The organism is Rubrivirga aquatilis, from assembly GCF_046845665.1.
Lineage (GTDB): Bacteria > Bacteroidota > Rhodothermia > Rhodothermales > Rubricoccaceae > Rubrivirga.
On the sequence record NZ_CP177355.1, the window covers coordinates 699428 to 720439 of the forward strand.

Consider the following 21012-nt stretch of genomic DNA (forward strand, 5'->3'; position numbering starts at 1 on the left):
TAGCTTGGGGCATGGCCGAGACCGATCCCGTGGCGACAGACCCCCTAGAGGCAGACCTCGAGGACGCCTCCGTCCTCGACACCGACATCGAAGAGCTGCCCGGGGTGGGCGAGCGCCGCGCCGAGCCGCTGCGCAAGGCGGGCGTCAAGACGTTCCGCGACCTCTTGCGCTACTACCCGCGCCGCTACCTCGACCGGAGCACCGTCACGCCGATCCGCCAGATCACCGAGCCCGGCGCCGTCACGGTCGTCGGCGTCGTGACGGCGGCCGGCCTGGTCCCGGGGAGGGGCGGGCGCAACCGCTTCGAGCTCCGCGTGACCGACGACTCGGGCGGGACGCTCAAGTGCGTCTGGTTCCGCGGCGCGAACTGGATCCACCGGCTCTATCGCAAGGGCGACACGTTCGCCTTCCACGGCAAGGTCGAGAAGTACGGGTCTCAGTTTTCGATGGCCCACCCCGAGTCCGACAAGCTCGACGACGCCAGCGCGGCGCTGACGACGGGCCGGATCGTGCCGCTCTACCCGGGCGGCGCGGCGCTCGAGAAGGTGGGCCTCAACAGCCGCACCTTCCGCAAGCTGATCTACGGGCTCATCAAGACGCACGGGCTGGCGATCCCCGAGGTGCTGCCGGACTCCGTGCGCGAGCGGTACGACCTGATCCCAGGGAACGTGGCACTCCGGGCCGTCCACTTTCCCAAGGATGTGGCCGAGCGGGGGCGCGCCGTCCGCCGGCTCATCTTCGAGGAGTTCTTCTTCCTCCAGCTCCTGTTGGCGCTGACGAAGGGCCGCCAGGAGCGCCGCGCGGGCGTCGTGCTCGACGGCGTCGGCCACAACGCGCGCGCGTTCCTGGACGAGGTCCTGCCGTTCGAGTTGACCGGCGCCCAGAAGCGCGTGCTCGAGACGGTCGCCCGGGACACTGCGAGCGGGCGCCAGATGAACCGGCTTGTCCAGGGCGACGTGGGCTCGGGCAAAACCGTCGTCGGCGTGGCGGCGATGCTGATGGCCATCGACGCGGGCTACCAGGCCTCGTTCATGGCGCCGACGGAGATTCTGACCGAGCAGCACTACTCGACCATCCGCCGCTTTCTGGAGCCGCTCGGCCTCAAGACGCACCTGCTGATCGGCGGGCAGCGCAAGAAGCTCCGCGAAGAGATCCTAGCCGAGATCGCCGACGGCACGGCGCACGTCGTCGTGGGCACGCACGCGGTCATCGAGGACAAGGTGGCCTTCCAGAACCTGGGGCTGGCGGTCGTCGACGAGCAGCACCGCTTCGGGGTCGTGCAGCGGGCCAAGATGTTCCGCAAGGGCCAGCGCCCCCACGTGTTGATGATGACGGCGACGCCCATCCCGCGCTCGCTCGCGATGACGGTCTACGGCGACCTCGACGTGTCGGCCATCGACGAGCTGCCGGCGGGCCGCAAGCCCATCGACACGCGCGTCTATTCCGAAAAGCGGCGCGAGGAGATGCTGGCGTTCGTCAAGGAGCAGCTGCGCGAGGGGCGGCAGGCATACGTGGTCTTCCCACTCGTGGAGGAGTCCGAGAGCGAGACGCTGGCGGACGTGAAGGACGCCGAGTCGGGCGCATCCGAGCTGGCGGACGCCATCCGCCCGTACCGCGTCGACCTCGTCCACGGCCGGATGCTGTCGTACGAGAAGGAGGAGGCGATGGACCGGTTCAAGGCCGGCGAGACGGACGTGCTGGTGGCGACCACGGTCATCGAGGTGGGCGTCGACGTGCCGAACGCGACGGTCATGGTGATCGAGCACGCCGAGCGGTTCGGGCTCAGCCAGCTCCACCAGCTGCGCGGGCGCGTCGGGCGCGGCGCCGACCAGAGCTTCTGTTTCCTGATGGCGTCCTACAAGCGCACCGCCGACGCCGAGGAGCGCTTGCAGGCCATGGCCGACACGACCGACGGCTTCGAGATCTCGGAGATCGACCTCCGCTTGCGCGGCGCGGGCGACTTTTTCGGCACGCGGCAGTCCGGCCTGCCGGACCTCAAGATCGCGGATGTGGTGCGCGACGCCGAGATCCTGTCCGAGGCTCGCGAGGCGGCCTTCGCGATTGCCGAGGCGGACGCGACGCTCGCGGCGCCGGAGCTGACGGCCATGCGCGAGCACTTCGGGCGGACGGCGCCCAAGAGCTTGGGCTTCGCCCGCGTGGGCTAGGCCGGGATGAGGGCGTCGACCTCGGGGGCGGTGCCGTCGGCCGGGCGGGCGACGGGCGCGGGGAGCGCCAGCCGGACCGTCGTGCCCTCGCCCTCGACCGACTCGATCGCCAGCGCCCCGCCGTGACCCTCGGTCACGATCTCGTACGCCAGCGACAGGCCCAGGCCGGTCCCCTGGCCCGTCGGCTTCGTGGTGAAGAACGGCTCGAAGGCGCGGGCGGCCACCTCGGGCGACATCCCGACGCCCCGGTCGGCCACGGCGATGTCGACCGTCTCGCCATGTCGGCGGGTGGAGACCGACAGGGGCGGCCCGTCAGATGGCACGTCCCGGTGCGGCGCCTCCCGCTGGCCGAGGGCGTGGTAGGCGTTGCCGAGCAGGTTGAGCACGACGCGCCCGAGGTCGGCCGGGGCCACGAACGCCGTGCCGACGGCGGGGTCGAGGTCGAGCGCGACGGGGGCGGCGCGTGCGTCACGAGCGGCGGCGGCGTGGGCGGCGATGGTGGCGTGCTCGGCGACGAGCGCGTTGAGGTCGACGGCGGCCCGCGTCGACGGGCCGCGGCGGCTGTGGTCGAGCATGCTCGCGACGACGCCGCTGGCCCGGGCCCCGTGCTCGGCCACCTTGTCGACCCCCAGCGCGATGTCGTCGAGCGCCTCCTCGACGTCCGGCGCGACGGGCCCGAGCGCCGCCCGGAGGTCGGCCACGCCCTCGCTTGCGAGCGCGGCGAAGTTGGTCACGAAGTTGAGCGGGTTCTGGATCTCGTGCGCCACGCCCGCCGTGACGCGCCCCAGCGACGCCATCTTCTCGGCGTGGACGAGCCGGTCCTGCGCCGCCGTCAGCCCGTCGAGCGCGGCCGTCAGCGTGGCGTGGCTCTCGGCGAGCCGGCGCGCGTGCGCGAACTCGTGACGGGCATAGCGCTCGAGCGCATACGAGGCCACCATGCCGCTGAGCTGGGTCGACAGGAGGAACTGGGCCGCGTTGACGAGTTGGAGCCCCGGCGTGTGCAGCGACGCCACGGCGAGGTACAGCGCGATCAGCCCGGCCCCGATCGCCGACGCCGTCACGAACCGGAGGCGCAGTAGGACGTGGACGTAGATCAGCACCAGCATCAGCCCGCTGTAGTAGTACCCGTCGAGGATCAGCAGCCCGCCCGTGCGGGCCGGCAGCCCGGCAGTCTGGACGGCGTGCTGGACGGCCCACTCCATCGCGACGACGCCCAGCCCGCCAGCGATGGCCACGGCCTCCGCCGGACGGAGCCACCGGCGCACGCGGGGTCGGTACGTCGCGGCGATCCCGACGGCGATCACGACGCACACGGCGATGCGGACCGCGCGGACGGCCTCGAAGGCCATCGGCGCCACCCACTGGTCCAGCCACCCGAACGCGGCGTACTGGACCAGCCCGAGCACGAGCGCCGCCCGCACCAGGGGCCACGACCGTGCATCGTAGGCCGCCACGAACGCGGACTCGGTGGCCGGATCGCGGAACCGGAGGTGGACAGGGTGGACGGGAGACGTACGCATGACCGGCGCCTCGATAGGCAAGAAACGTAGGCCACGGGCCGGTCCGCTCGACGCCGCCGATCGGCGCTCCGCACTTTTCATGGGGCCCTCTGGCCCCGCGCCGGGCCGATCTTGCGGGACCTCCCCGCTGCACTCGATGACCGTCCCGCTCCTCCTGCTCGCCGCGGGCCGCTCGACGCGCTTCGGCGCGCTGAAGCAGGTCGCCCCCGTCGGGCCGGGCGGTGCGTCGATCCTGACCTACACCGTCGTCGACGCTCTGCTGGCGGGGTTTGAGGAGGTCGTGGTCGTGGTCCGCCCGGAGATCGAGGCGACGATCCGCGAGCACCTCGACCGGCACCTCGGCGCCGGGCTCCCAATCCGCATTGTCCACCAGCGCGCCGCGCTCGGGACGGCCCACGCGGCGCTCGTCGGGCTCGACGGGATCGACGGGCCCTCCGCCATCGCCAACGGCGACGACGCGTATGGCCGCGACGCCCTGACCCGCTTGTGGCAATCCGCAAGCACCACGAGCTCGGCGGTCGGCGAGCCGGTGTGGTGCGCCCTCGTTGCCTACCCCATCCTCGACACGCTGTCCGACCACGGCGGCGTCTCGCGGGGGTGGGTGCAGACCGAGGGCGACGCTGTGACGGCCATCGATGAGATCTACGACGTGCGCGAGGAGGGTGGACACGGGCCGCTCCGAGGGCGATCGGTGTCCGGCGAGGACGTTGCTCTGCCGCGCGACGCGCTCGGGTCCATGAACCTGTGGGTGCTGGGCCCCGGCATCCAGGCGCTGCTGGCGCGAGAGTTCGACCGCCAGACCGCCAGCGGGGAGTTTCTGCTCTCGTCCGTTCTCGACCGGCTCCGTGCTGGGGGCGAGGTGACGGTCCGCCTCGCCGGACGAGCGCACGGGTGGTTCGGACTTACGTTTGCCGCCGACCTGCCCGCCGCGACCGCGCGGATCGCTGAGGCGCACCGCGCCGGGCACTACACCCAGCCGCTCGCCGCGCAGGTCGACCCGTTCCGTGCCGACACCGTCGGGAGCCCAGGCTCTCGGTAGTCCCCCCGCCATGCAACTCGCTGCCATCGACTGGTGGGTGATCGCCCTCTACGGCGTCGTCATCCTGGCCATCGGCCTGTACTTCACCAAGCGGGCGGGCGAGGGGACGACCGCGTACTTCCTGGCCGGCCGCAAGCTGCCGTGGTGGGTGCTGGGCACGTCGATGGTCGCGACCACCTTCTCGACCGATACGCCGAACCTGGTCACCGACATCGTGCGGACGAACGGCGTCAGCGGCAACTGGGTGTGGTGGGCGTTCGCCATCACAGGCATGCTGACGGTGTTCTTCTACGCCAAGCTGTGGCGACGGTCGGAGGTGGTGACCGACCTCGAGTTCTACGAGCTGCGCTACTCCGGCAAGCCCGCCGCCTTCCTGCGCGGCTTCCGGGCCGTCTACCTCGGCGTCTTCTTCAACACGATGATCCTGGCGACGGTGACGCTGGCGGCGATCAAGATTGGCGGCGTGCTGTTGGGCGTGAGCCCGGTGCAGGTGGTGCTGGTCGCGGGGACGATCACCGTCCTGTACTCCGCAACGTCGGGCCTGTGGGGCGTCGTGGCAACGGACCTATTGCTGTTCGTGCTGGCGATGGTGGGCGCGATCGCGGCGGCCGTCTACGCGGTCGGCCACCCGGCCGTCGGTGGGCTGGCGGCGCTGCTCGACAACCCGGCGCTCGACGGCAAGACGGGCTTCCTGCCCGATTTCTCGGACTGGGACACGGCGCTGGCGGTCTTTATCGTGCCCGTCGCGGTCCAGTGGTGGAGCACGTGGTACCCCGGCTCGGAGCCCGGCGGCGGCGGCTACAACGCCCAGCGGATGCTGGCGGCCAAGTCGGAGGACGACTCGCTGAAGGCGATCCTGTGGTTCAACGTCGCCCACTACGGCTTGCGCCCGTGGCCGTGGGTCTTGGTCGCACTCGCGTCGATGGTGGTGTACCCGACGCTGGAGTCGATTCAGACCGCGTTCCCCGACCTCGACCCGTCGATCCTGGGCCACGACCTGGCGTACCCGGCGATGCTGGTCTTCCTGCCCTCGGGCCTGCTGGGCTTGGTCGTGGCGTCGCTCGCGGCGGCCTACATGTCGACCGTCAGCACGCACCTCAACTGGGGCGCGTCGTACGTGGTGCAGGACGTCTACCGCCGGTTCGCCGTCCGCGGCGCGACCGAGGCGCACTACGTCACCGTCGCCCGCGTCACGACGGTCGGGCTGACCGTGTTGATGGGCGTCGTCGCGCTCGGGCTGAGCAACGCGCTCCAGGCGTTCGACATCCTGCTCCAGATCGGCGCCGGGACGGGGCTGGTGTTCTTGCTTCGCTGGTTCTGGTGGCGCATCAACGCGTGGAGTGAGATCAGCGCCATGGTGATCTCGTTCGCCGTCGCCGTCTGGCTGACGGGCGGCCTGTGGGGGCTCTCGTGGGCGTCGCCGGACTGGGACAGCAGCACGAGCCTGGTCATGGCCGTGCTCATCACGACGGTCGGCTGGGTGGCCGTCACGCTGGTGACGCCGCCGGCCGACAGGGAGACGCTCCAGCGCTTCGTCCGCAAGATTCGGCCGCAAGGGCCGGGCTGGGCAAGCGTCCGCGCAAGCATGGAGATCGGCGACGAGGGGGCGGGCGACGGGTCGATCCCGGCCGCGGCGCTCGCGTGGTTCCTGGGCTGCGTCGCCGTCTACGCGGCGCTCTTCGGGACCGGCTACCTGATCTACGGCGAATACGGGGTCGGGATTGCCGTTTTGGCGCTGGCGCTCGTGGCGAGCATCGGCGTGATGCGGCTGTTCCCCCACGTCGGCGTGGGCGACGATGCCTGAGGGCGCGGCTCCGATGATGGCCGACGATCGGCGCGAGGCGGCGCTGGCGCACTTCCGCGAGGTGTTCGGGCGCGAGGCGGACGGCGCGGCGTTCGCGCCGGGGCGCGTGAACCTCATCGGGGAGCACATCGACTACCACGGCGGGCCCGTCCTTCCGGCGGCGCTCGGCCGGGGGATCACCGCCGCGTGGGCGCCACGCGCGGATCGCCAAGTCCAAGCCGTCTCCGTTCGTGAGGCAGGCGTGTCGTTCGACCTACGCGAGATCGGACACGCTCGTCCGGGCGGGGACTGGGCGGCCTACCTCGAAGCCGCCGCGACGATGGTCGACGACGCGGTTGGGGTCGACCTGTTGGTCACGTCCGACCTGCCCGAGGCGTCCGGGCTGTCGTCGTCGTCGGCACTCGTGGTCGCGAGCGGGCTGGCGATGCTGGCCGCCTCTGACCGCCTCGGGGACCTCACCGAGGCGCGGCGGCTCGACCTTGCGACGCGATTTGCCCTGGCCGAGCGTCACGTCGGCACGGCGGGCGGGGGGATGGACCAGGCTGCGAGTCTGGGCGGAAAACCGGGCTGCGCGCTCCGCATCGACTTCGACCCGCTCCGCTGGCGCGCGATCCCGGTCCCCGCGTCCTTCCGACTGGTCGTCGCGCACACCGGCGTCCGGGCCGAGAAGTCGGGGGCGGCGCAGGCGCGCTACAACGAGATCCGCGCGGCGCACCGTCGGCCCGAGGTCGCCGAGCACATCCGGACCGAGGTCGCGCGCGTCGAGGCGTTCGAACGCGCGCTCGTGGCCGGCGACGCGGCGGCGTGCGGCCAGTTGATGGACGCCTCCCACGCCTCGCTGCGGGATCGACTGGGGGTCAGCCACCCGGCGCTGGACGCGCTGGTGGCCGTCGCGCGCGATTTCGGAGCGGCCGGGGCGCGGATGACCGGGGCCGGGTTCGGCGGCTCCATCGTGGCCCTCTCCGAGGCTGGCGGCGCCGACGACGTGGTGGCCGCGCTCCGGCTGGCGCAGGCCGAGATGCCCGGCGCCCAGCCCGCGTTCGTCGCCCGGCCCGGCCCCGGCGCCGACGTCTGGCGGGCGTCGTGATCCCCGTCCCGAGAGCTTTCGCCTCACCTTCTCCCACGGCAGAGCCGTTACGGGTTGGCTCTACCTTCCACCCCCTGTCATCCTGAGCTTGCGAAGGATCTCGACGCGAGACCCCGAGCCCAGACATCCGTCCCGAAGGCCCGGGACGCTGGCGTAGAGATCCTTCACGTCCGTTCAGGATGACAAGGTTGGGCCGTCGTGCCTAGCCATCAGCAGCCTTGCTCTCCCACGGGGAACGGGGGCCTCGTAGGCAAGCATGAGGCAAGAATCTGGCGGGCGAACTGACTACGCGCGGAAGATCTCGAGCGGCGGGTTCGTGCGCCACTGCCCCCGGGTAAAGTCCGGGAAGGCGGCGGGCTGGCTGCCGTTCGCGTTCGACCACTCGGTGAGCGGCTGGACGGCGCTGAGCGCGGCGCCGTCGTAGACGGTCATGTCGGTCGGCAGGCCCTCGCGCAGGCACTTGATAAGGCGGTAGTCCTCGATGTAGTCCATCCCGCCGTGCCCGGCCCCGGCGCTGCGCTCGTCGAGGTCGCGCCACAACGGGTGGTCGTAGCGCGGCAGCACGTCCTCCCAGGCCTCCCAGCGATGCGCCGGGCTGACGCCCTCGATGTGGAGCCGGTTAGGGTAGCCCTGGAAAATCCCTTTCGATCCCTGAACGGTGTGGATCCGGGAGTACGGGCGCGGCAGGTTCGTGTCGTGCGAGACGTAGATGGTCTTGCCGTTCGCCGTCTTGATCAGGCAGACGTTGACGTCGCCCAGCACGTACGTCTGGTCCCGGCGCGGGTCGTCGGAGGAGAGGTGCTCGGCGGCGTAGTCCTGCAAGCCGCGCGACGGCGAACTCATCGAGACGAGGTACCTGAACTGGTCGCCCCGGTTGATATCCATCACGTTGGCGACCGGCCCGAGCCCGTGCGTCGGGTAGAGGTTGGCGTCGCGCTGCGTCGAGTGCGCGAGCCGCCACAGGCCCTCGTTGGCGTCGGAAAACTTGATGGCGCGCAGGTCGTGGAGGTAGCCGCACTCGGCGTGCAGGATCTCGCCCAAGAGCCCCTGCTTGGCGAGGTTAAAGACCAGCATCTCGGGCCGGTCGTAGTTGCAGTTCTCCATCATCACGCAGTGCTTCTGCTGCGCCTCGGCCGTCTCGACGAGCCGCCAGCAGTCGTCCAGCGTGTACGCCAGCGGGACCTCCGTCGCGGCGTGGCTGCCGGTCTCCATCGCGGTCACGCACTGCGGCACGTGCCACTCCCACGGCGTGGCGATGAACACCAAGTCGAGGTCCTCGGTGTCGCACATCCGCTCGTAGTCGCGGTCGCCAGCCGTATACAGTGTGGGGGCGCGGCGCCCGTCGTCGACGACCCACCCGGCGACCTCTCGGGCGCGCGGAGCGTCGATGTCGCAGATGGCCACGATCTCGACCCCGTCGATCTTGAGGAAGTTGCGGACGTGGCTCCCGCCCTGGAGGCCGACGCCCACGAACCCGATGCGGACGGTCTCGATGGGCGGGGCCGCCAAGAAGCCGGTCGGGGCTGGCCCGATGGAGGAGGGCACGGCGTCGAGCGCGGCCCTGGGAGCCAGCGCGCGGGCGCCCGCTGACGCGTTCGCGGCCTCTGCCGCGGTGGCGCAGCCCAGCCCGCCGGCAGCCGCGCCGCCCAACCCAAGGGCGCCGAGCTTGAGGAGGGACCGTCGGTCGAGGTTGGAGCGCTCGGAGTCGGACACGTCGGGTGGGTGCGGTGAGCCCCTACGATACTCCGCGCATCGATTCCCGTCGAGGGCCGCGCCTGGCTGCTGGCAACATCCAGGAGAGGACAGTTCCCCTCCTGTCCAGGAGGGGATAGGGGTGATGGGTCGAGCCGACCGCGAGCCCGTCACAGGGCGCAGAGTTCCGCTCTACTCCAGTGTCGGCCGGGGGCCGAGATCGAGGAACGTCGTCGTCGCGTACAGCCCGCCACCGAGGCGGCCGACAGCGCGGCGGGCGGCCTGGTCGATTCGGTACCGCTCGTCCACCAAGTCGTCGCGGACGTAGAGGCCCTCGACGATGCCGAGCACGACGCGTGTCTGGCCGATGAGGTGCGTCGCGTGCTCGCGGCACGCCAGCGCGGCCGGGGCGTCGGCGATGCGGGGCACGTCGCCCCAGTCCATCTCGGCGAGCGCCAGCCCCAGGGCGTCCACCTCGGAGACGTCGCGGGGATACGACGCCGACGACGCGTGCATGGCGGGCGCCGTCGCCTCATCGACCAAGTTGATCACGAAGCGGCCCGTCCGGCGGATGTTGCGCGGCGTGTCCTTGGTTGGCCCCGCGTCGTCCGGCCCGAAGGCGACGACCGGCGGGGCCGTGCCCATGACGTTGAAAAAGCTGTACGGCGCCGCGTTGACCGACCCGTCCTCGTTGCGCGTCGTGACCCACGCGATGGGACGCGGCACCACGAGCGCGGTCAGCAGCTTGTAGCGGTCGCGTTGGGAGAGGGCGTCGAGGGCGAGGTCCACGTTAGTCGGCCACGGCGAACGAGACCGAGAACGCGTCGCGGTCCCAGCGGAGCGCGAGCCGCCCGGCGTTCGGGCCCGTCTCCTCGACGGCAATCGTGAACGCCTCGACGGTCGCGTCGAGCGGCGACCGCGCGAGCGGGACGCGGCCGAGGTCTTGGGCGGGGTCGTACGTCGTCCCGCCCTGCCCCGTCTGGCGGTTGACGATCAAGGCTCCGCCATCGGCTTGCGGGATCGAAAACAAGGTGTACTCGCCAGCGGGCACCGCCAGCGCCGCGCCCTCGGGGTCGAGCACGAGCGCGCGGTCGGTCGTGAGGTGCGTCGCGCGGTTGGCGCCGGTGCGCCAGACCTCGCCCCACGGCACGAGCGCGCCCCAGATCTCGCGGCCGCGCCGCTGCGGCTGCCCGTAGTCGACGGCGACCGTCGCCCCGCCGATGCTGGCGACGGCCTCGCCGCGGCCCGACAAGTCGCCGAACGGCCGCCCCGCCGCGTCGCGCTCGGCGAAGTGCACCGCCGCGCCCTCCACGTCCACATCCGCGACACGGGTGACGGTGAGCTTGCGCGTCGTCTGGCTGGCGTCCAACGTCTGGAGGTCGCCGCGCGCGGTGGCCTGCACAGCCATCGGCCCGCGGAACGGGTGACGGACCGTGACGGCGCCATCGGCCGCCACGTCGCTCGTGAAGGCGACCGTGCCGCGCGTCGTGAAGAGCGGCTGGTCGAGCGGCCCGCCCGCTGCGACGGCGCGCTCGACCATCAGCTCGAACGGCCAGTGCACCATGTCGATAAATGGGAGCGGCCGGTCGGCGCCCGCGATCGTGCGCGTCTCGGGCGCGGCGCCGGTCTCGGTGACCGTCACGCGCAAGCTGTCGCCGACGGGCGTTGCGATCTCGCGGCGCAGCACCTCGCCGGTGAGCGGCTGGCGGATCACGGCCTCATAGCCCACGAGCCCCCCCGCGCCGTCGAGGTCGAGGCGGTACGTCGCGAGCGTCGTTTGGGGCGCGCGCAGGGCGACGGTCGCCGTGATGCCGGTCGGCGTCTGCGAAAACCGCTCGACCGCGAGCGTGTCGTCGCCCAGGCGGGTCACGAACGCGGCGGTCTCGGCGACGGCGCTGGGCGTTGGCGGCGCGCTGGCGCAGCCGACCAGCAGGAGGAGGGGGAGCAAACGGAGCATGAGGACCGGGGTGGGGCGTCCGAGCAACGACTCCAGGCGGACGCGCTGTTCCCGCGCCTCGCCGGGAACCGACGACCGGGGCCGGCGCTCTCATCGGCCTCCGCGCCCACCGCCATGCCTCAGAAAGCTCTCGTCGTCACCACGGACCCCGGGGGGGCGCGGACGCCGTCGCTCGGCGCGCTCGACGAGCACCTCCGCGCGGGCTGGCGCGTGGTGCATGCGACGCCGATGGGGGGGGCCGCCGACGGGTTCGCCGCGCTCGTGGTCGTGGAGCGAGCGGCCGAGACGGAGGCCGAAGCGCTCCTCGAGCAGATCGAAGAGGAGATCGACACCGACGACGAGATCCAGGACCCGCTGCTCCGCCGGATCGTCGAGGACGAGTAACTCCGCATCGGGCCCGGGGCGGAAGGGCGCCTTGCTCTGTTACAAAGCTCTGCCGACCCTACCTGGGGTCATCCTGAGCGGAGCCGCGCAGCGGCGGGGTCGAGCGCGAAGCGTCGCGCAGTCAAGGATCTCAGCCGAGCACTCCGCGACGTGCGAGCTCTGTAGTCGCGCGGTGCGCGACGGAGATCCCTCGAGAAGCTGGCTCTGCCGACCTTCGGTTCGGGATGACACGGTAGGGATCGTCTCAATAGAGCATCGGTGCCCGCTCAGAGCACGCGGTCTGGGTCCGGCGGGGGTGGTGTCGTGCCCCGGTACCCGAACACGCGCTTGAGGGTGTCGACGACGACCGGGAACTGCTTCTGGATGTAGTACTGGTCGGCTGCACGGCGCGCGCCCAGGCCGTACGTCGGGTACGGGATGATGGTGTCCGAGATCTCGCGCGCCGACACGCCGCCCTTGCGGGCGACCGCCAGCATCGAGATCAGCTCGCCCGCCCGCTCGCCGACGACGCTGGCACCCAGGATCTTGCCGCGCCACTTGGTCGCCAGGATCTTGATGTGCCCGTTCGTCGCGTGCTCCGTCACCGCCCGGTCGACCTTGGAGTACGGGAAGCGGTAGACGACGTAGTCGGTGCCCTTCTCGTCGAGCTCGGCAGCGGTGGGCCCGAGCTGGGCGACCTCGGGCGTGGTGAACGTCGTCCACGTGATGCCGTCGCGGTCGATGGCGGCGGGCACTTTCAGGATGGCGTTCGTGACCGCCTGCTTGGCCATGTGCTCGCTCATGTGGGTGAGGGCGTACTCGCCGGTGCAGTCGCCGGCGGCCCAGATGTGGCCCTGCGAGGTCCGGCACCGCTCGTCGACGGTGATGCCCTTTTTGGTGAACGCGACGCCCGCCGCCTCCAGCCCCAGGTCCTCGACGTTCGGCGTGCGACCCGTCGCGATCAGCAGCCGGTCGCCCTCGACGGTCTCGCGGGCCCCATCGACCGACAGCGTGACACGGACGCCCGCGTCGGTCTCCTCGACGGTCTCCACGTCCGCGCCGAGCCGGAACTGGACGCCCTCGCGGTCGAGCACGCCCTGCAAGATCTCGGCGTGGTCGCCGTCGTCGCGGCCCAGGATCTCGTCGGCTCGGTCAATGACGGTGACGCGCGAGCCGAGACGGCGGAAGGCCTGGCCCATCTCGCACCCGATCGGCCCGCCGCCGACGATGACGAGGTGCTCGGGGAGCGCGTCGATCTCGAACAGGCCCTCGTTCGTGAGGTAGGGCGTCGCGTCGAGCCCCGGGATGGGCGGCGGCGCGGCGCGGCCGCCGGTGCACAGGATGGCCATGCGGAACGACACGTCGCGCCCGCCTTCGGGCCCGTCGATGTGGACGGCGTGCGGGCCCGTCAGCCGCGCGTCACCCTTCACGACCTCGATGCCGAAGCCCTCGAAGATGGCCGGGTCGTCGGCGTCCTCGTACACCTCCTGCCGCGTCTGGTGCACGTCGGCGATGACCTTGGCAAAGTCGATGGGCGGGGTTGGGTCGCCGTCGGCGTAGGCGCCGAAGGCTTCGGCGTTCGCGCGGAGGTTGGCGATGTGGAGGAGCGTCTTGGAGGGCACGCAGCCCGTCCACGTGCAGTCGCCGCCGAGCCGGTCGCGCTCGACCAGCAGGGTCTTGGCGCCCAAGTTGGCGGCCGTCCCGGCGGCGGTGAGGCCGGCGGCCCCGCCGCCGAGAACGAGGAGGTCGACGTCGTAGTGGGCCATACAGAGGGGCACGGTGGCGAATGGACGGGTAGAGGGGGAGTCCTGCGCCGATCTTACCGGCCACTCGCCCCCCCGGTCCCCGTGCTGTACTTCCTGCCCACGTTCGTCCGCGACCACGGCTTCCCCGCCGACGGGTGGTCGGCGAACGGCGAGCCGTACCGCCTCTACACGTCGCTCGACGCGGCCGAAGCCGCCGCCGTCGGCCCGGACGGCGGCCTCGGCCGCGTCTTGGTGCTCGACGGTGATCGGTTGACGGTCCGCGCGGGCGGCACCGCGCACGTCCCACGCGAGGCGGTCTTGAATGTGGACCCCGACGGGGACTACTGGCGACCGGCGCCGATCGCGGCGGGCGGCGGCTACGTGGTCCGTCGAGGCGAGGATGGGCCGGAGCTGCTGCTCATCTTCCGGCGTGGCGCCTGGGACATCCCCAAGGGCAAGCTCGATGAGGGCGAGACGCCCCGGCAGGCTGCCAAGCGCGAGGTGGCCGAGGAAGTCGGCATCAAGAAGAAGGCGCTCACCGTCGGCGCCGACCTCGGGACGACGGTCCACGGCTACCCCTGGGGCAACCGCGACCTCTACGCCGTCAAGACAACGCATTGGTTTGCGATGACGACCACGGCCGAGACGTTCAAGCCCGAGAAGCGGGAGGGCATCGAGATCGTCGCGTTCGTCCCGTGGGCGCAGGCCGTCGCGCGCGTCGGCTTCGTGACGCTCCGCGAGCACCTCGCCGCGCTCGACCCCGAGGCCCTGCTGGCGGCGGCCTGAGCCTGCGGGCGTCGGGGCCTCTGCGGGCGCGAGCCGACCGCCGGCGTCCGCCGGGTAGCGCCAGCCTGTCCCCCTTCCCCCGGCTCCTCCCGTCCGGGAGGGGAGGTTCGGTCGGGGATCCGCACGAGTCCGCTTGTGCGGGCCCCTCCGACGCCGTCCCTCTCCCTTCGGGAGACAGGGTGAGGGCTGGCGCAAGCCGGGCTGGCGCAAACCCATCGACCGCTGGCGCCCGTCCGGGACCGACTCACCCCCGCCGCCGCCCGATCCACCGAATCCCGACGGGCGCCGCTCACGCCCCCCGCTAGCTTCGGCCTGGTCCCCCGTTCCACCGATGATTCGCCTCGCCCCGCTCGCCCTCCTCGGGCTGCTCGCCCTCACCGGCGTCCCCGCCCTTTCCGGCTGCGACTCCGGCGAGCCCGACTCGTGCGACTCGACGGCCCAGTTCTCGACCGAGGACCTGACGCCCGAGGGCACCACGCTTGGCGAGGCCGTAGAGATTGGCAGCTGCGTCGGCGTGGACTACGTGGGCCGGCTGGCGGACGGCTCGGGCACCTTCGACGAGGGCTCGCTGACGTTTTTCTACTCCTCGAACGCGCGCCTCATCCCAGGCTTCGTCCTGGGCATGAGCGGCCAGCGCGTCGGCCAGACCCGCCGCGTCGTCATCCCGCCCAGCCTCGGCTATGGCACGAGGTCGCGGGAGGCGTCTGCAGCCGCCATCGAGATGGGCCGCGTTGGCATCCCGTCGTGCTCCGTCCTCGAGTTCGACATCACGGTGACGGGGGTCTTCCAGGACGCCCGCCAGTGCCAGTAGCGGCGCCCGCCGTCCGCAGCACGCCCCGGCAGCGCCACTCGGCCGCCGCCAGCCCCCCGACGATCACGGCCTCAGCGACCAGGTGCGCCAGCCCGAACGCGCTCGCGGTGTCGGCATAGAGCACGGCCCACCGCGCGCACAGCACCGCCCACGTCGCGTTCGCCAACACCAAGAGCACGAGCAGCGCCAGCGGCCGCCGGGGCCGGATCGCCAGCGCGAACGAGTACGCGGCGTACGTCAGGTTCGCCCCGCCGATCAGCAGCACCTGCTCGCGCGGCAGCAGGTAGAGCTCGCTCAGCCAGCCCAGCGTCCCTAGCGTCGCCGCGCCGACGAGGGCGCCGGCAGCGCAGTCGATCCAGAGGAGCCGACGGCAGGCGTGCATCATCGACCGGGTGCGGGGGAGAAAGGCCGGGGTGACGTCATGCCGTCCCGTCGGCACGGGACACGTTCATGGCGACGGCCGACTGGACCAGTGCCTCCAACGCCTCCTCGTCGATCTCGTCGCCCTCTCGGAGGTCGAGGGCCCGCCGCGTGGTACCGGTAAGGCTGGCGTTGAACAAGCCCGACGGGTCGTCGAGCGCCGCCCCCTTGGCGAAGGTCAGCTTCACCTTGTCCTTGTACGTCTCGCCCGTGCAGATCATCCCTGCGTGGGACCACACCGGGACGCCCATCGGATTGGAGGGCTTCCTCCATTTCACCTCCTCAGCCACCTCCGGGTCCGCGCGGTGGATCACCCTGCGGAGTCGGGAGAGCGCCTCGCCCCGCCAGTCGTCCAGCGCCTCGATCCTCGCGTCGATCAACTGGGACGGGGACGTGCGGTCCTGCGGGGCGCGCTCTTGCATCGTGCTGGCAGTAGCTGGGGACCGCTAGATACGCCCCAGCCCGGGCAGCCTCGCGGGGCTCTGATAGCCCCGCGCCATCGCCACGCCACCGGCGGAGCACTCCCACAGGGTGAACCAGACGTCGGCCTCCGCGATCTCCCGCTCCCGCAGTACCTCGAACCCCGCGTTCGTCAAGAGGTCCGCGAACGCCTTCCGTGCGTGCAATCCGCCCGGCACGCCTCCGTCCTTCACCACTGCGAGACGCCCGTGACGACGCAGCACTCGGCGGATCTCATGCAGGCCGCGCGGCTTGTCTGCCCAATGGTCGAAGGAGTCGAAGGCGAGCACTACGTCCGCAGACGCCGTGTCGAGCGGCAACTGCTCCGCGCGCCCCTCGTGAAACGCGATCCGAGGGCACGCGGGGTGCCCCGCCGTCTGCTCCCGTGCGATCTCGATCATCCGAGGCACAGGGTCCACCCCGATCAGCGTGCCCGCTGAGACCCGGGCGGCGGCGTTCCTCAGGGCCGAGCCCGTTCCGCAGCCGACATCCACGATCGTCGAGTCGGCGGCGAGATCCAGCGCGTTGACCGCGAGCCGGTTGGTGGGATAGTCGCCATACCGCTGCGCGTACCGCTCCGCCGTCTCGGTATCCCAATCGCTCATGGCGTGGCTCTGGCGCTATCGATGCAGTCGGTGGCCGCCCGGCCGCCTTCGGCTGGCGACACGGCGGTCGTGGGAAGCATCGAGGACTCTCCCCCGTCGTAACGGGGTGAGCCGAGGACCTCTGCCAAGCTCGCGACGGCCGCGGCTTATTCGTACACCCGGGCCAGCTGGTCCAGCAGCGCCCGCCGCACGTCGCCGTGCTCGCCGACCAGTGAGATCTCCGGGTTGCCCTCCACGCTGAAAAAATCGAGGCCGGTCTCGAGGCCCAGCACTAGGAAGTCGTTCGTCGCCAGCGTGTAGGTCCGCGCCGGGTCCAGGCGCGCGCCGCCGACGGTCCATGTCCCATCGGGCGCCTGCCCGATGTCGGCCGAGCGCTGGAGGTAGCCGCCCGTCCCGGCGTTCGCGTTGCCCTGGTCGAGCGCCCGCGCCAGCACGGCGCCCGGCAGCGTGATGGTCACGACCTTCCCGCCGAACGGCAGCACCCGGATGGCGTCGTACTCCGTGAACGGGCCGGCCGCCAGCACGTCGTCGACGCGGATCGAGCCGCCGTTGAACAGCCCCGCGTCCGCGCCCGAGGCCGCCACGAAGCCGTCGGCGATCAGCGCGCCCAGCCGCGCGGGGCGCGTGCGGACCGTCCCCTCGCGCCCGTCCAGGTCGTCGGTCGTCGTCACGGCCACCTTATCGGGGTCGAAGCCGTCGGCGATGAAGCCCGCGTACGCCGTCTGCACCCACTCGTCGACGACCGCCGCGACGGCGGCGTCCTCGGGCGTCGCGGCGGTGATCGGGACCAGTTCCGACACCACTCTCACCGCTCCGCCCGGCGCGACTGTGATCCGGTGGACATACGCGGTCCGCGCGTTCGCATCCGCCTTCAAGATGGGCACCATCCGCGAGCCCCGGTACGCGCGCACGTTCTCGTGCTCGTGGCCGCCGAGCACCATGTCGAGCCCGTCGATGGTCGCCGCCGCGCGCACGTCGTCGGCGAAGGCCTGGTGCGTCAGCCCGATCACCACGTCCGTCTCTGCGTCGAGCCGGGCCACCTCGGCCCGCAGCGTCGAGTCGGCGTCGAGGTAGTGCACCCAGTCTTTCTGGTTGGAGGGGAGCACCACGCTGGCGATGCCCACGCGGACGGGGCCGCGCGGCGTCGGCACGGTCAGCGTCAGGCGTGCCGGGACGCCGTCGAGGCGGGCGCCGCCGGGCTGGACGGCGTTCGCGGTGATAAACGGGAAGTCGGCCTCGGCCACGCGCGCCGCGAAGGCGTCGGCGCTCACGTCGAACTCGTGGTTGCCGACGGCCGCCACGTCGAGCCCGAGCGCGTTGAGCACGGCCACCATCTGCTTGCCGTAGAGCCGCTCGCCGTCCACGCGCGCCGTCCCCAGCGCCGACGGGCTCAGAAAGTCGCCCGCCATCACCGTGATCGTGTGCGGGTCGTCCGCCAGCAGTTGCTGGCGCAGCCCGGCCACGCGCGCCAGCCCCCCGGACCGCCCGCCCTCGACGGGCGTGATCTCGTAGACGTCGTTGATCTGGAGGACGGTGAACGTCCGCCCGTCGTCGTCGGTCGCCAGCGGGGCGGTCGGCGCGCACCCGGCAAAGACGAGGACGAGGACGGCGGCGGCGAGGTGGAGCGTCTTCATGCGGCACGGGGGAAACCCCGGGGATGCGGATTCATAAAAGGATAGACCGAGCGCGACGAACCGTCGCTCGGCCGGCCGCCCTCCTGTTGGGCGCTCGACTCCCCCCACACTCCGAGGTTTGATTTGGCGCTCTACGAACTCCAGGACGCAACGCTGGCCGGTATCGAAGGTCAAGGCTACGTGTTCCCCGTCGACACGTTCGAGGGCAAGCAGTACAAGGGCGTGTTCTTCGCCAACGACGAGGAGGCCGAGATCTCGACGGATATCGAGGAGGCCACCTTTGAAGGCATCATCTACCACAAGACGACCTCGGGCCCCGGCGACGCCGTCGTCACGGTCGTCAACGTCGTGACGACCGCCGTCGGCAAGCGCGCCGACTTCGAAGTCGTCTCGTAAGGACGGCTTCCCGTCGCCAGCCTGTCGGACGAGCCGTAGGGGCGAGATGCGTCTCGCCCGCGCCTCCCAGCACACGTCATCCCGAGCGTGCGAGGGATCTTAGCGAGATCCCCGTGTCGCGACGAACGGAAGGATGGGCGTGAGGACCGCGCTGAGATCCCTTACGTGCGTGGGACGACGCTGTAGGGCCTCCGTGCCGTCTCTCAACAGGGAAGAGCGCAAGGCTCTGATCACCCCGGCAGCCGGTAGCCCGTGTCGAGGCACGGCTGGACGACCACCAGCGAGCCCCCGCACGACCGCCGTTCCGCCGCGGGCGTCGCCTCCAAGCGCGTGTTGAGGTCCGAGCCGTCGAAGACGTAGGCCCGCAGGATCTCACCGTCGGTGACGGTGGCCGCGCCCTGCAAGCTCTGGTTCATCACGCCCGCCGTCGTGTGCCGAAGCCCAAACTGGTGGCCGAATTCGTGCGCCAGCAGGAGCCCCCGCTGCCCGGTGTGGGCGTCCATGTAGAGCACGCCGCCCGGGCACGCGAAGCCCTGGTAGCCCGGGATGTCGGTGACGTAGCGGACGACGGACCGCGTTGCCTCCGCCGTCGGCGGGCACGGCCCGATGGGCGTGACGGTCGGCGCTAAGGTCGTCCGGTCGATCACGTCGACGGCCCCGACGGTGAGCCCGAGGCCGGAGGTCTGCCAGATGTCGCTCATCCGTGCGGCGTCGCGGAGCGCGGCGTCGCGGTGCGCGGGGAACGGTGGCTCCTGGATCTCGGCACGGACCTCGACCGCCAGCGGCGCTCGGAGCGCGACCTCGATGCGGTCCGCCCCCGGTGTCCACGCGGCGGTGCGGATCGTTGGCGGCCCGTCGACGCCGAACACGACGACCGTCGCGGTGCCGCCGTCGAAGGGCACGAGTGGGATGTCGCGCGCGCCCGTCGTCCGCTCGCGCACGACGACGCGGCGCCCGTCCACGTCCGCCAGCACGATCGCCCCGCGGACGGCGCCACCCGCGACGACGATGCGGTCGGCCTCCGCGTCCGGCACCACCTCAGCGACGGCCTCAGCCCGTGCCCCCTCCGCGTCGATGGCGAGTTGCTGGCGACCCGCCCCGTCCCCGAGCGTCCACGTGGTGGCGGCTCGCCCCGAGGCACTCGTTCGGACCGTCGCCGGGGTGCGCCCCCCGTCCGTCGCCGCCAGCGCCAGCGAAACGCCCGCCGCCGGCGCCCCGCCGCGCCGGACCTCGATGACGACGACCTCCGCGAGCGGCTGCCCCGCCAGCCCCCGCTGCCCGTCGCCGCTCACCACGGCCACCGTCAGCGTGTCGCCGCCCGCCGCGTCACACGCGCCGAGCGCCAGCGCCAGCAGCAAGAGGGGCCGGCGCACGGGCTACGCGAGCGCGGCGTACATCTCGGCGACGGCCCGCGCCTGCGAGATCACCTCGTCGCGCAGGTCGTCCGGACTCACCACTTCGGCGTCGGTGCCGTAACGCAGCAGCCACTTGGCGACATACGCCACGTTCTCGAACTCGAACGTCACCTCGGTCCACCCGTCGCGCTCGAGCTCTTGAAGCACATCCGCCGGGACCGCGCGCCGGGCCCAGCGCCACGCGCGGTTGCGGAAGCGGACGGTCATCCGGACGTTCTCGGGCCGCGTGCCCCGCTCGCGGAGGTGCTCCTTGAGGTCGAACCCGGCCGGCGGCTCAAAGCGGTCGAAGCGCGTGCGGAGCTTTTTGATCTGGTCGAGCCGGAAGTTGCGGATGTCGTCGCGCAGGTGGTCGTAGCCGATCAGGTTCCAATGATCCGAGTAGTAGACGAGCCCGAGCGGGTTGACCTCGCGGATCGTCACCTCGTCGCGGCTGGCGACGTAGTACGTCATCTTGACGACGCGCTGGCGGGCGATGGCCTCGGAGAGCTCGAACCACAGGCCCTGCTCGTCCTCGGTCGCCCCGCTCTCGGCGGGCTCGTTGAACGGCGCCAGCACCGTCCGCTCCTGGAGCCGGTCGATGTAGTCGCGGACGGGCTCGGGCAGCACGTTGCGGATCTTCATCGCCACGGCGTCGGCGTCGGTGCGCAGGCTGGCGTCGGGCTGGAGCTTGGTGAAGCCGGTGCCGACGAGCAGCGTCGCCGCCTCGCGCGCGCTGAACATGAGCGGCGGGAGTTGGTAGCCCTCCAGGATCTCATAGCCCCCGGACTCGGCGTACGTCAGCGGGACGCCGCTCTCGCCCAGCGTCCGTAGATCGCGAAAGATGGTGCGGCGGCTCACCGCGAAGTGCTCCGCGAGGTCGCGGGAGGTCATGTTCGGTCGGTTCTGCAGGAGCAGCACGAGGGCGAACAGGCGTTCGGTCTTGTTCAGCGAGCGGTCGGAGCGGGACATCCAGCGGCGGGGAGCGGGGTGGCGACGGGGGCGGGCAGCGGTGTCCGAAGGATCGGACGGGTGACACCGAATTGTCAACGTCCGATCGCGCGTCGCGGTTCGTTTCGCGGCCGAAGACGGTGTGGAGGCGAGACCCGGCGCCGTTGGCGCGCGGCTTGAAGGCCCG

At 71.6% G+C, this 21012-nt stretch carries 19 protein-coding genes; 8 read left to right on the plus strand and 11 right to left on the minus strand.

Annotated elements, in window-relative coordinates:
• Positions 1-11: 11 nt before the first annotated feature.
• Entirely contained in the window at positions 12-2165 is a 2154-nt protein-coding gene (gene recG, locus ACLII4_RS02965) for an ATP-dependent DNA helicase RecG (RefSeq protein WP_412069411.1), read from the plus strand.
• Here recG and ACLII4_RS02970 read toward each other — a convergent pair.
• Complete coding sequence (locus ACLII4_RS02970) at positions 2162-3685, minus strand: sensor histidine kinase (protein ID WP_412069412.1); 1524 nt, start codon at positions 3683-3685, stop codon at positions 2162-2164. The two genes, recG and ACLII4_RS02970, sit on opposite strands and share 4 nt — an antisense overlap.
• A gap of 136 nt (positions 3686-3821) precedes the next feature.
• Between ACLII4_RS02970 and ACLII4_RS02975 the strand changes: the two genes are divergently transcribed.
• From ACLII4_RS02975 to ACLII4_RS02985, 3 genes are read left to right on the plus strand one after another with little or no spacing between them, the layout of a single operon-like run.
• Positions 3822-4724: an NTP transferase domain-containing protein gene (locus ACLII4_RS02975; RefSeq protein WP_412069413.1), complete on the plus strand. Its 903-nt coding sequence runs from the start codon at positions 3822-3824 to the stop codon at positions 4722-4724.
• 10 nt (positions 4725-4734) lie between these two features.
• Entirely contained in the window at positions 4735-6528 is a 1794-nt protein-coding gene (locus ACLII4_RS02980) for a sodium:solute symporter family protein (RefSeq protein ID WP_412069414.1), read from the plus strand.
• Entirely contained in the window at positions 6521-7615 is a 1095-nt protein-coding gene (locus ACLII4_RS02985; protein WP_412069415.1) for a galactokinase, read from the plus strand. The genes ACLII4_RS02980 and ACLII4_RS02985 overlap by 8 nt, the downstream gene beginning before the upstream one ends.
• A 285-nt stretch (positions 7616-7900) precedes the next feature.
• Here the strand turns inward: ACLII4_RS02985 and ACLII4_RS02990 are convergent, their stop codons facing one another.
• The 3 genes from ACLII4_RS02990 to ACLII4_RS03000 all read right to left on the minus strand — a co-directional run bounded on the left by ACLII4_RS02990 (position 7901) and on the right by ACLII4_RS03000 (position 11264).
• Positions 7901-9328, minus strand: coding sequence for a Gfo/Idh/MocA family protein (locus ACLII4_RS02990; RefSeq protein WP_412069416.1), 1428 nt, complete (start codon positions 9326-9328; stop codon positions 7901-7903).
• Positions 9329-9499: 171 nt separating this feature from the next.
• A complete protein-coding gene (locus ACLII4_RS02995; protein WP_412069417.1) occupies positions 9500-10096 on the minus strand; it encodes a flavin reductase family protein in 597 nt (198 codons plus the stop codon).
• A 1-nt stretch (position 10097) separates the two neighbouring features.
• Positions 10098-11264 carry a DUF2911 domain-containing protein gene (locus ACLII4_RS03000; RefSeq protein ID WP_412069418.1) on the minus strand — a complete coding sequence of 389 codons (1167 nt, stop codon included), beginning with the start codon at positions 11262-11264 and terminating at the stop codon, positions 10098-10100.
• Positions 11265-11378: 114 nt separating this feature from the next.
• Here ACLII4_RS03000 and ACLII4_RS03005 point away from each other — a divergent pair, with 114 nt between their 5' ends.
• Positions 11379-11648, plus strand: a complete 270-nt coding sequence (locus tag ACLII4_RS03005; RefSeq protein ID WP_412069419.1) for a hypothetical protein — start codon at positions 11379-11381, stop codon at positions 11646-11648.
• 266 nt (positions 11649-11914) lie between these two features.
• Here ACLII4_RS03005 and ACLII4_RS03010 read toward each other — a convergent pair whose 3' ends face one another.
• Positions 11915-13393, minus strand: coding sequence for a dihydrolipoyl dehydrogenase family protein (locus ACLII4_RS03010; RefSeq protein WP_412069420.1), 1479 nt, complete (start codon positions 13391-13393; stop codon positions 11915-11917).
• A gap of 81 nt (positions 13394-13474) precedes the next feature.
• Between ACLII4_RS03010 and ACLII4_RS03015 the strand changes: the two genes are divergently transcribed.
• Positions 13475-14158, plus strand: coding sequence for an NUDIX hydrolase (locus ACLII4_RS03015; RefSeq protein WP_412069421.1), 684 nt, complete (start codon positions 13475-13477; stop codon positions 14156-14158).
• A gap of 331 nt (positions 14159-14489) precedes the next feature.
• A complete protein-coding gene (locus ACLII4_RS03020; protein ID WP_412069422.1) occupies positions 14490-14969 on the plus strand; it encodes an FKBP-type peptidyl-prolyl cis-trans isomerase in 480 nt (159 codons plus the stop codon).
• Here the strand turns inward: ACLII4_RS03020 and ACLII4_RS03025 are convergent.
• The 4 genes from ACLII4_RS03025 to ACLII4_RS03040 all read right to left on the minus strand — a co-directional run bounded on the left by ACLII4_RS03025 (position 14926) and on the right by ACLII4_RS03040 (position 18087).
• Entirely contained in the window at positions 14926-15354 is a 429-nt protein-coding gene (locus ACLII4_RS03025) for a hypothetical protein (RefSeq protein ID WP_412069423.1), read from the minus strand. The genes ACLII4_RS03020 and ACLII4_RS03025 overlap by 44 nt on opposite strands.
• A 34-nt stretch (positions 15355-15388) precedes the next feature.
• On the minus strand, positions 15389-15811 hold the full coding sequence (locus ACLII4_RS03030; RefSeq protein ID WP_412069424.1) for a DUF1801 domain-containing protein: 423 nt from the start codon (positions 15809-15811) through the stop codon (positions 15389-15391).
• Positions 15812-15835: 24 nt separating this feature from the next.
• On the minus strand, positions 15836-16453 hold the full coding sequence (locus tag ACLII4_RS03035; RefSeq protein ID WP_412069425.1) for a class I SAM-dependent methyltransferase: 618 nt from the start codon (positions 16451-16453) through the stop codon (positions 15836-15838).
• Positions 16454-16599: 146 nt separating this feature from the next.
• A complete protein-coding gene (locus ACLII4_RS03040; RefSeq protein ID WP_412069426.1) occupies positions 16600-18087 on the minus strand; it encodes a bifunctional metallophosphatase/5'-nucleotidase in 1488 nt (495 codons plus the stop codon).
• Positions 18088-18210: 123 nt separating this feature from the next.
• On the opposite strand from ACLII4_RS03040, the gene ACLII4_RS03045 reads away from it, so the two are divergent.
• Positions 18211-18483: a hypothetical protein gene (locus ACLII4_RS03045; RefSeq protein ID WP_412069427.1), complete on the plus strand. Its 273-nt coding sequence runs from the start codon at positions 18211-18213 to the stop codon at positions 18481-18483.
• Positions 18484-18713: 230 nt separating this feature from the next.
• Here ACLII4_RS03045 and ACLII4_RS03050 read toward each other — a convergent pair whose 3' ends face one another.
• Together ACLII4_RS03050 and ACLII4_RS03055 are read right to left on the minus strand one after the other, a co-directional pair.
• The gene (locus ACLII4_RS03050; RefSeq protein WP_412069428.1) at positions 18714-19856 is read right to left on the minus strand and encodes a hypothetical protein; all 1143 of its coding nucleotides are present in this window, start codon (positions 19854-19856) and stop codon (positions 18714-18716) included.
• 3 nt (positions 19857-19859) lie between these two features.
• Positions 19860-20846: a helix-turn-helix transcriptional regulator gene (locus ACLII4_RS03055; RefSeq protein ID WP_412069429.1), complete on the minus strand. Its 987-nt coding sequence runs from the start codon at positions 20844-20846 to the stop codon at positions 19860-19862.
• Between the last annotated feature and the right edge of the window lie 166 nt (positions 20847-21012).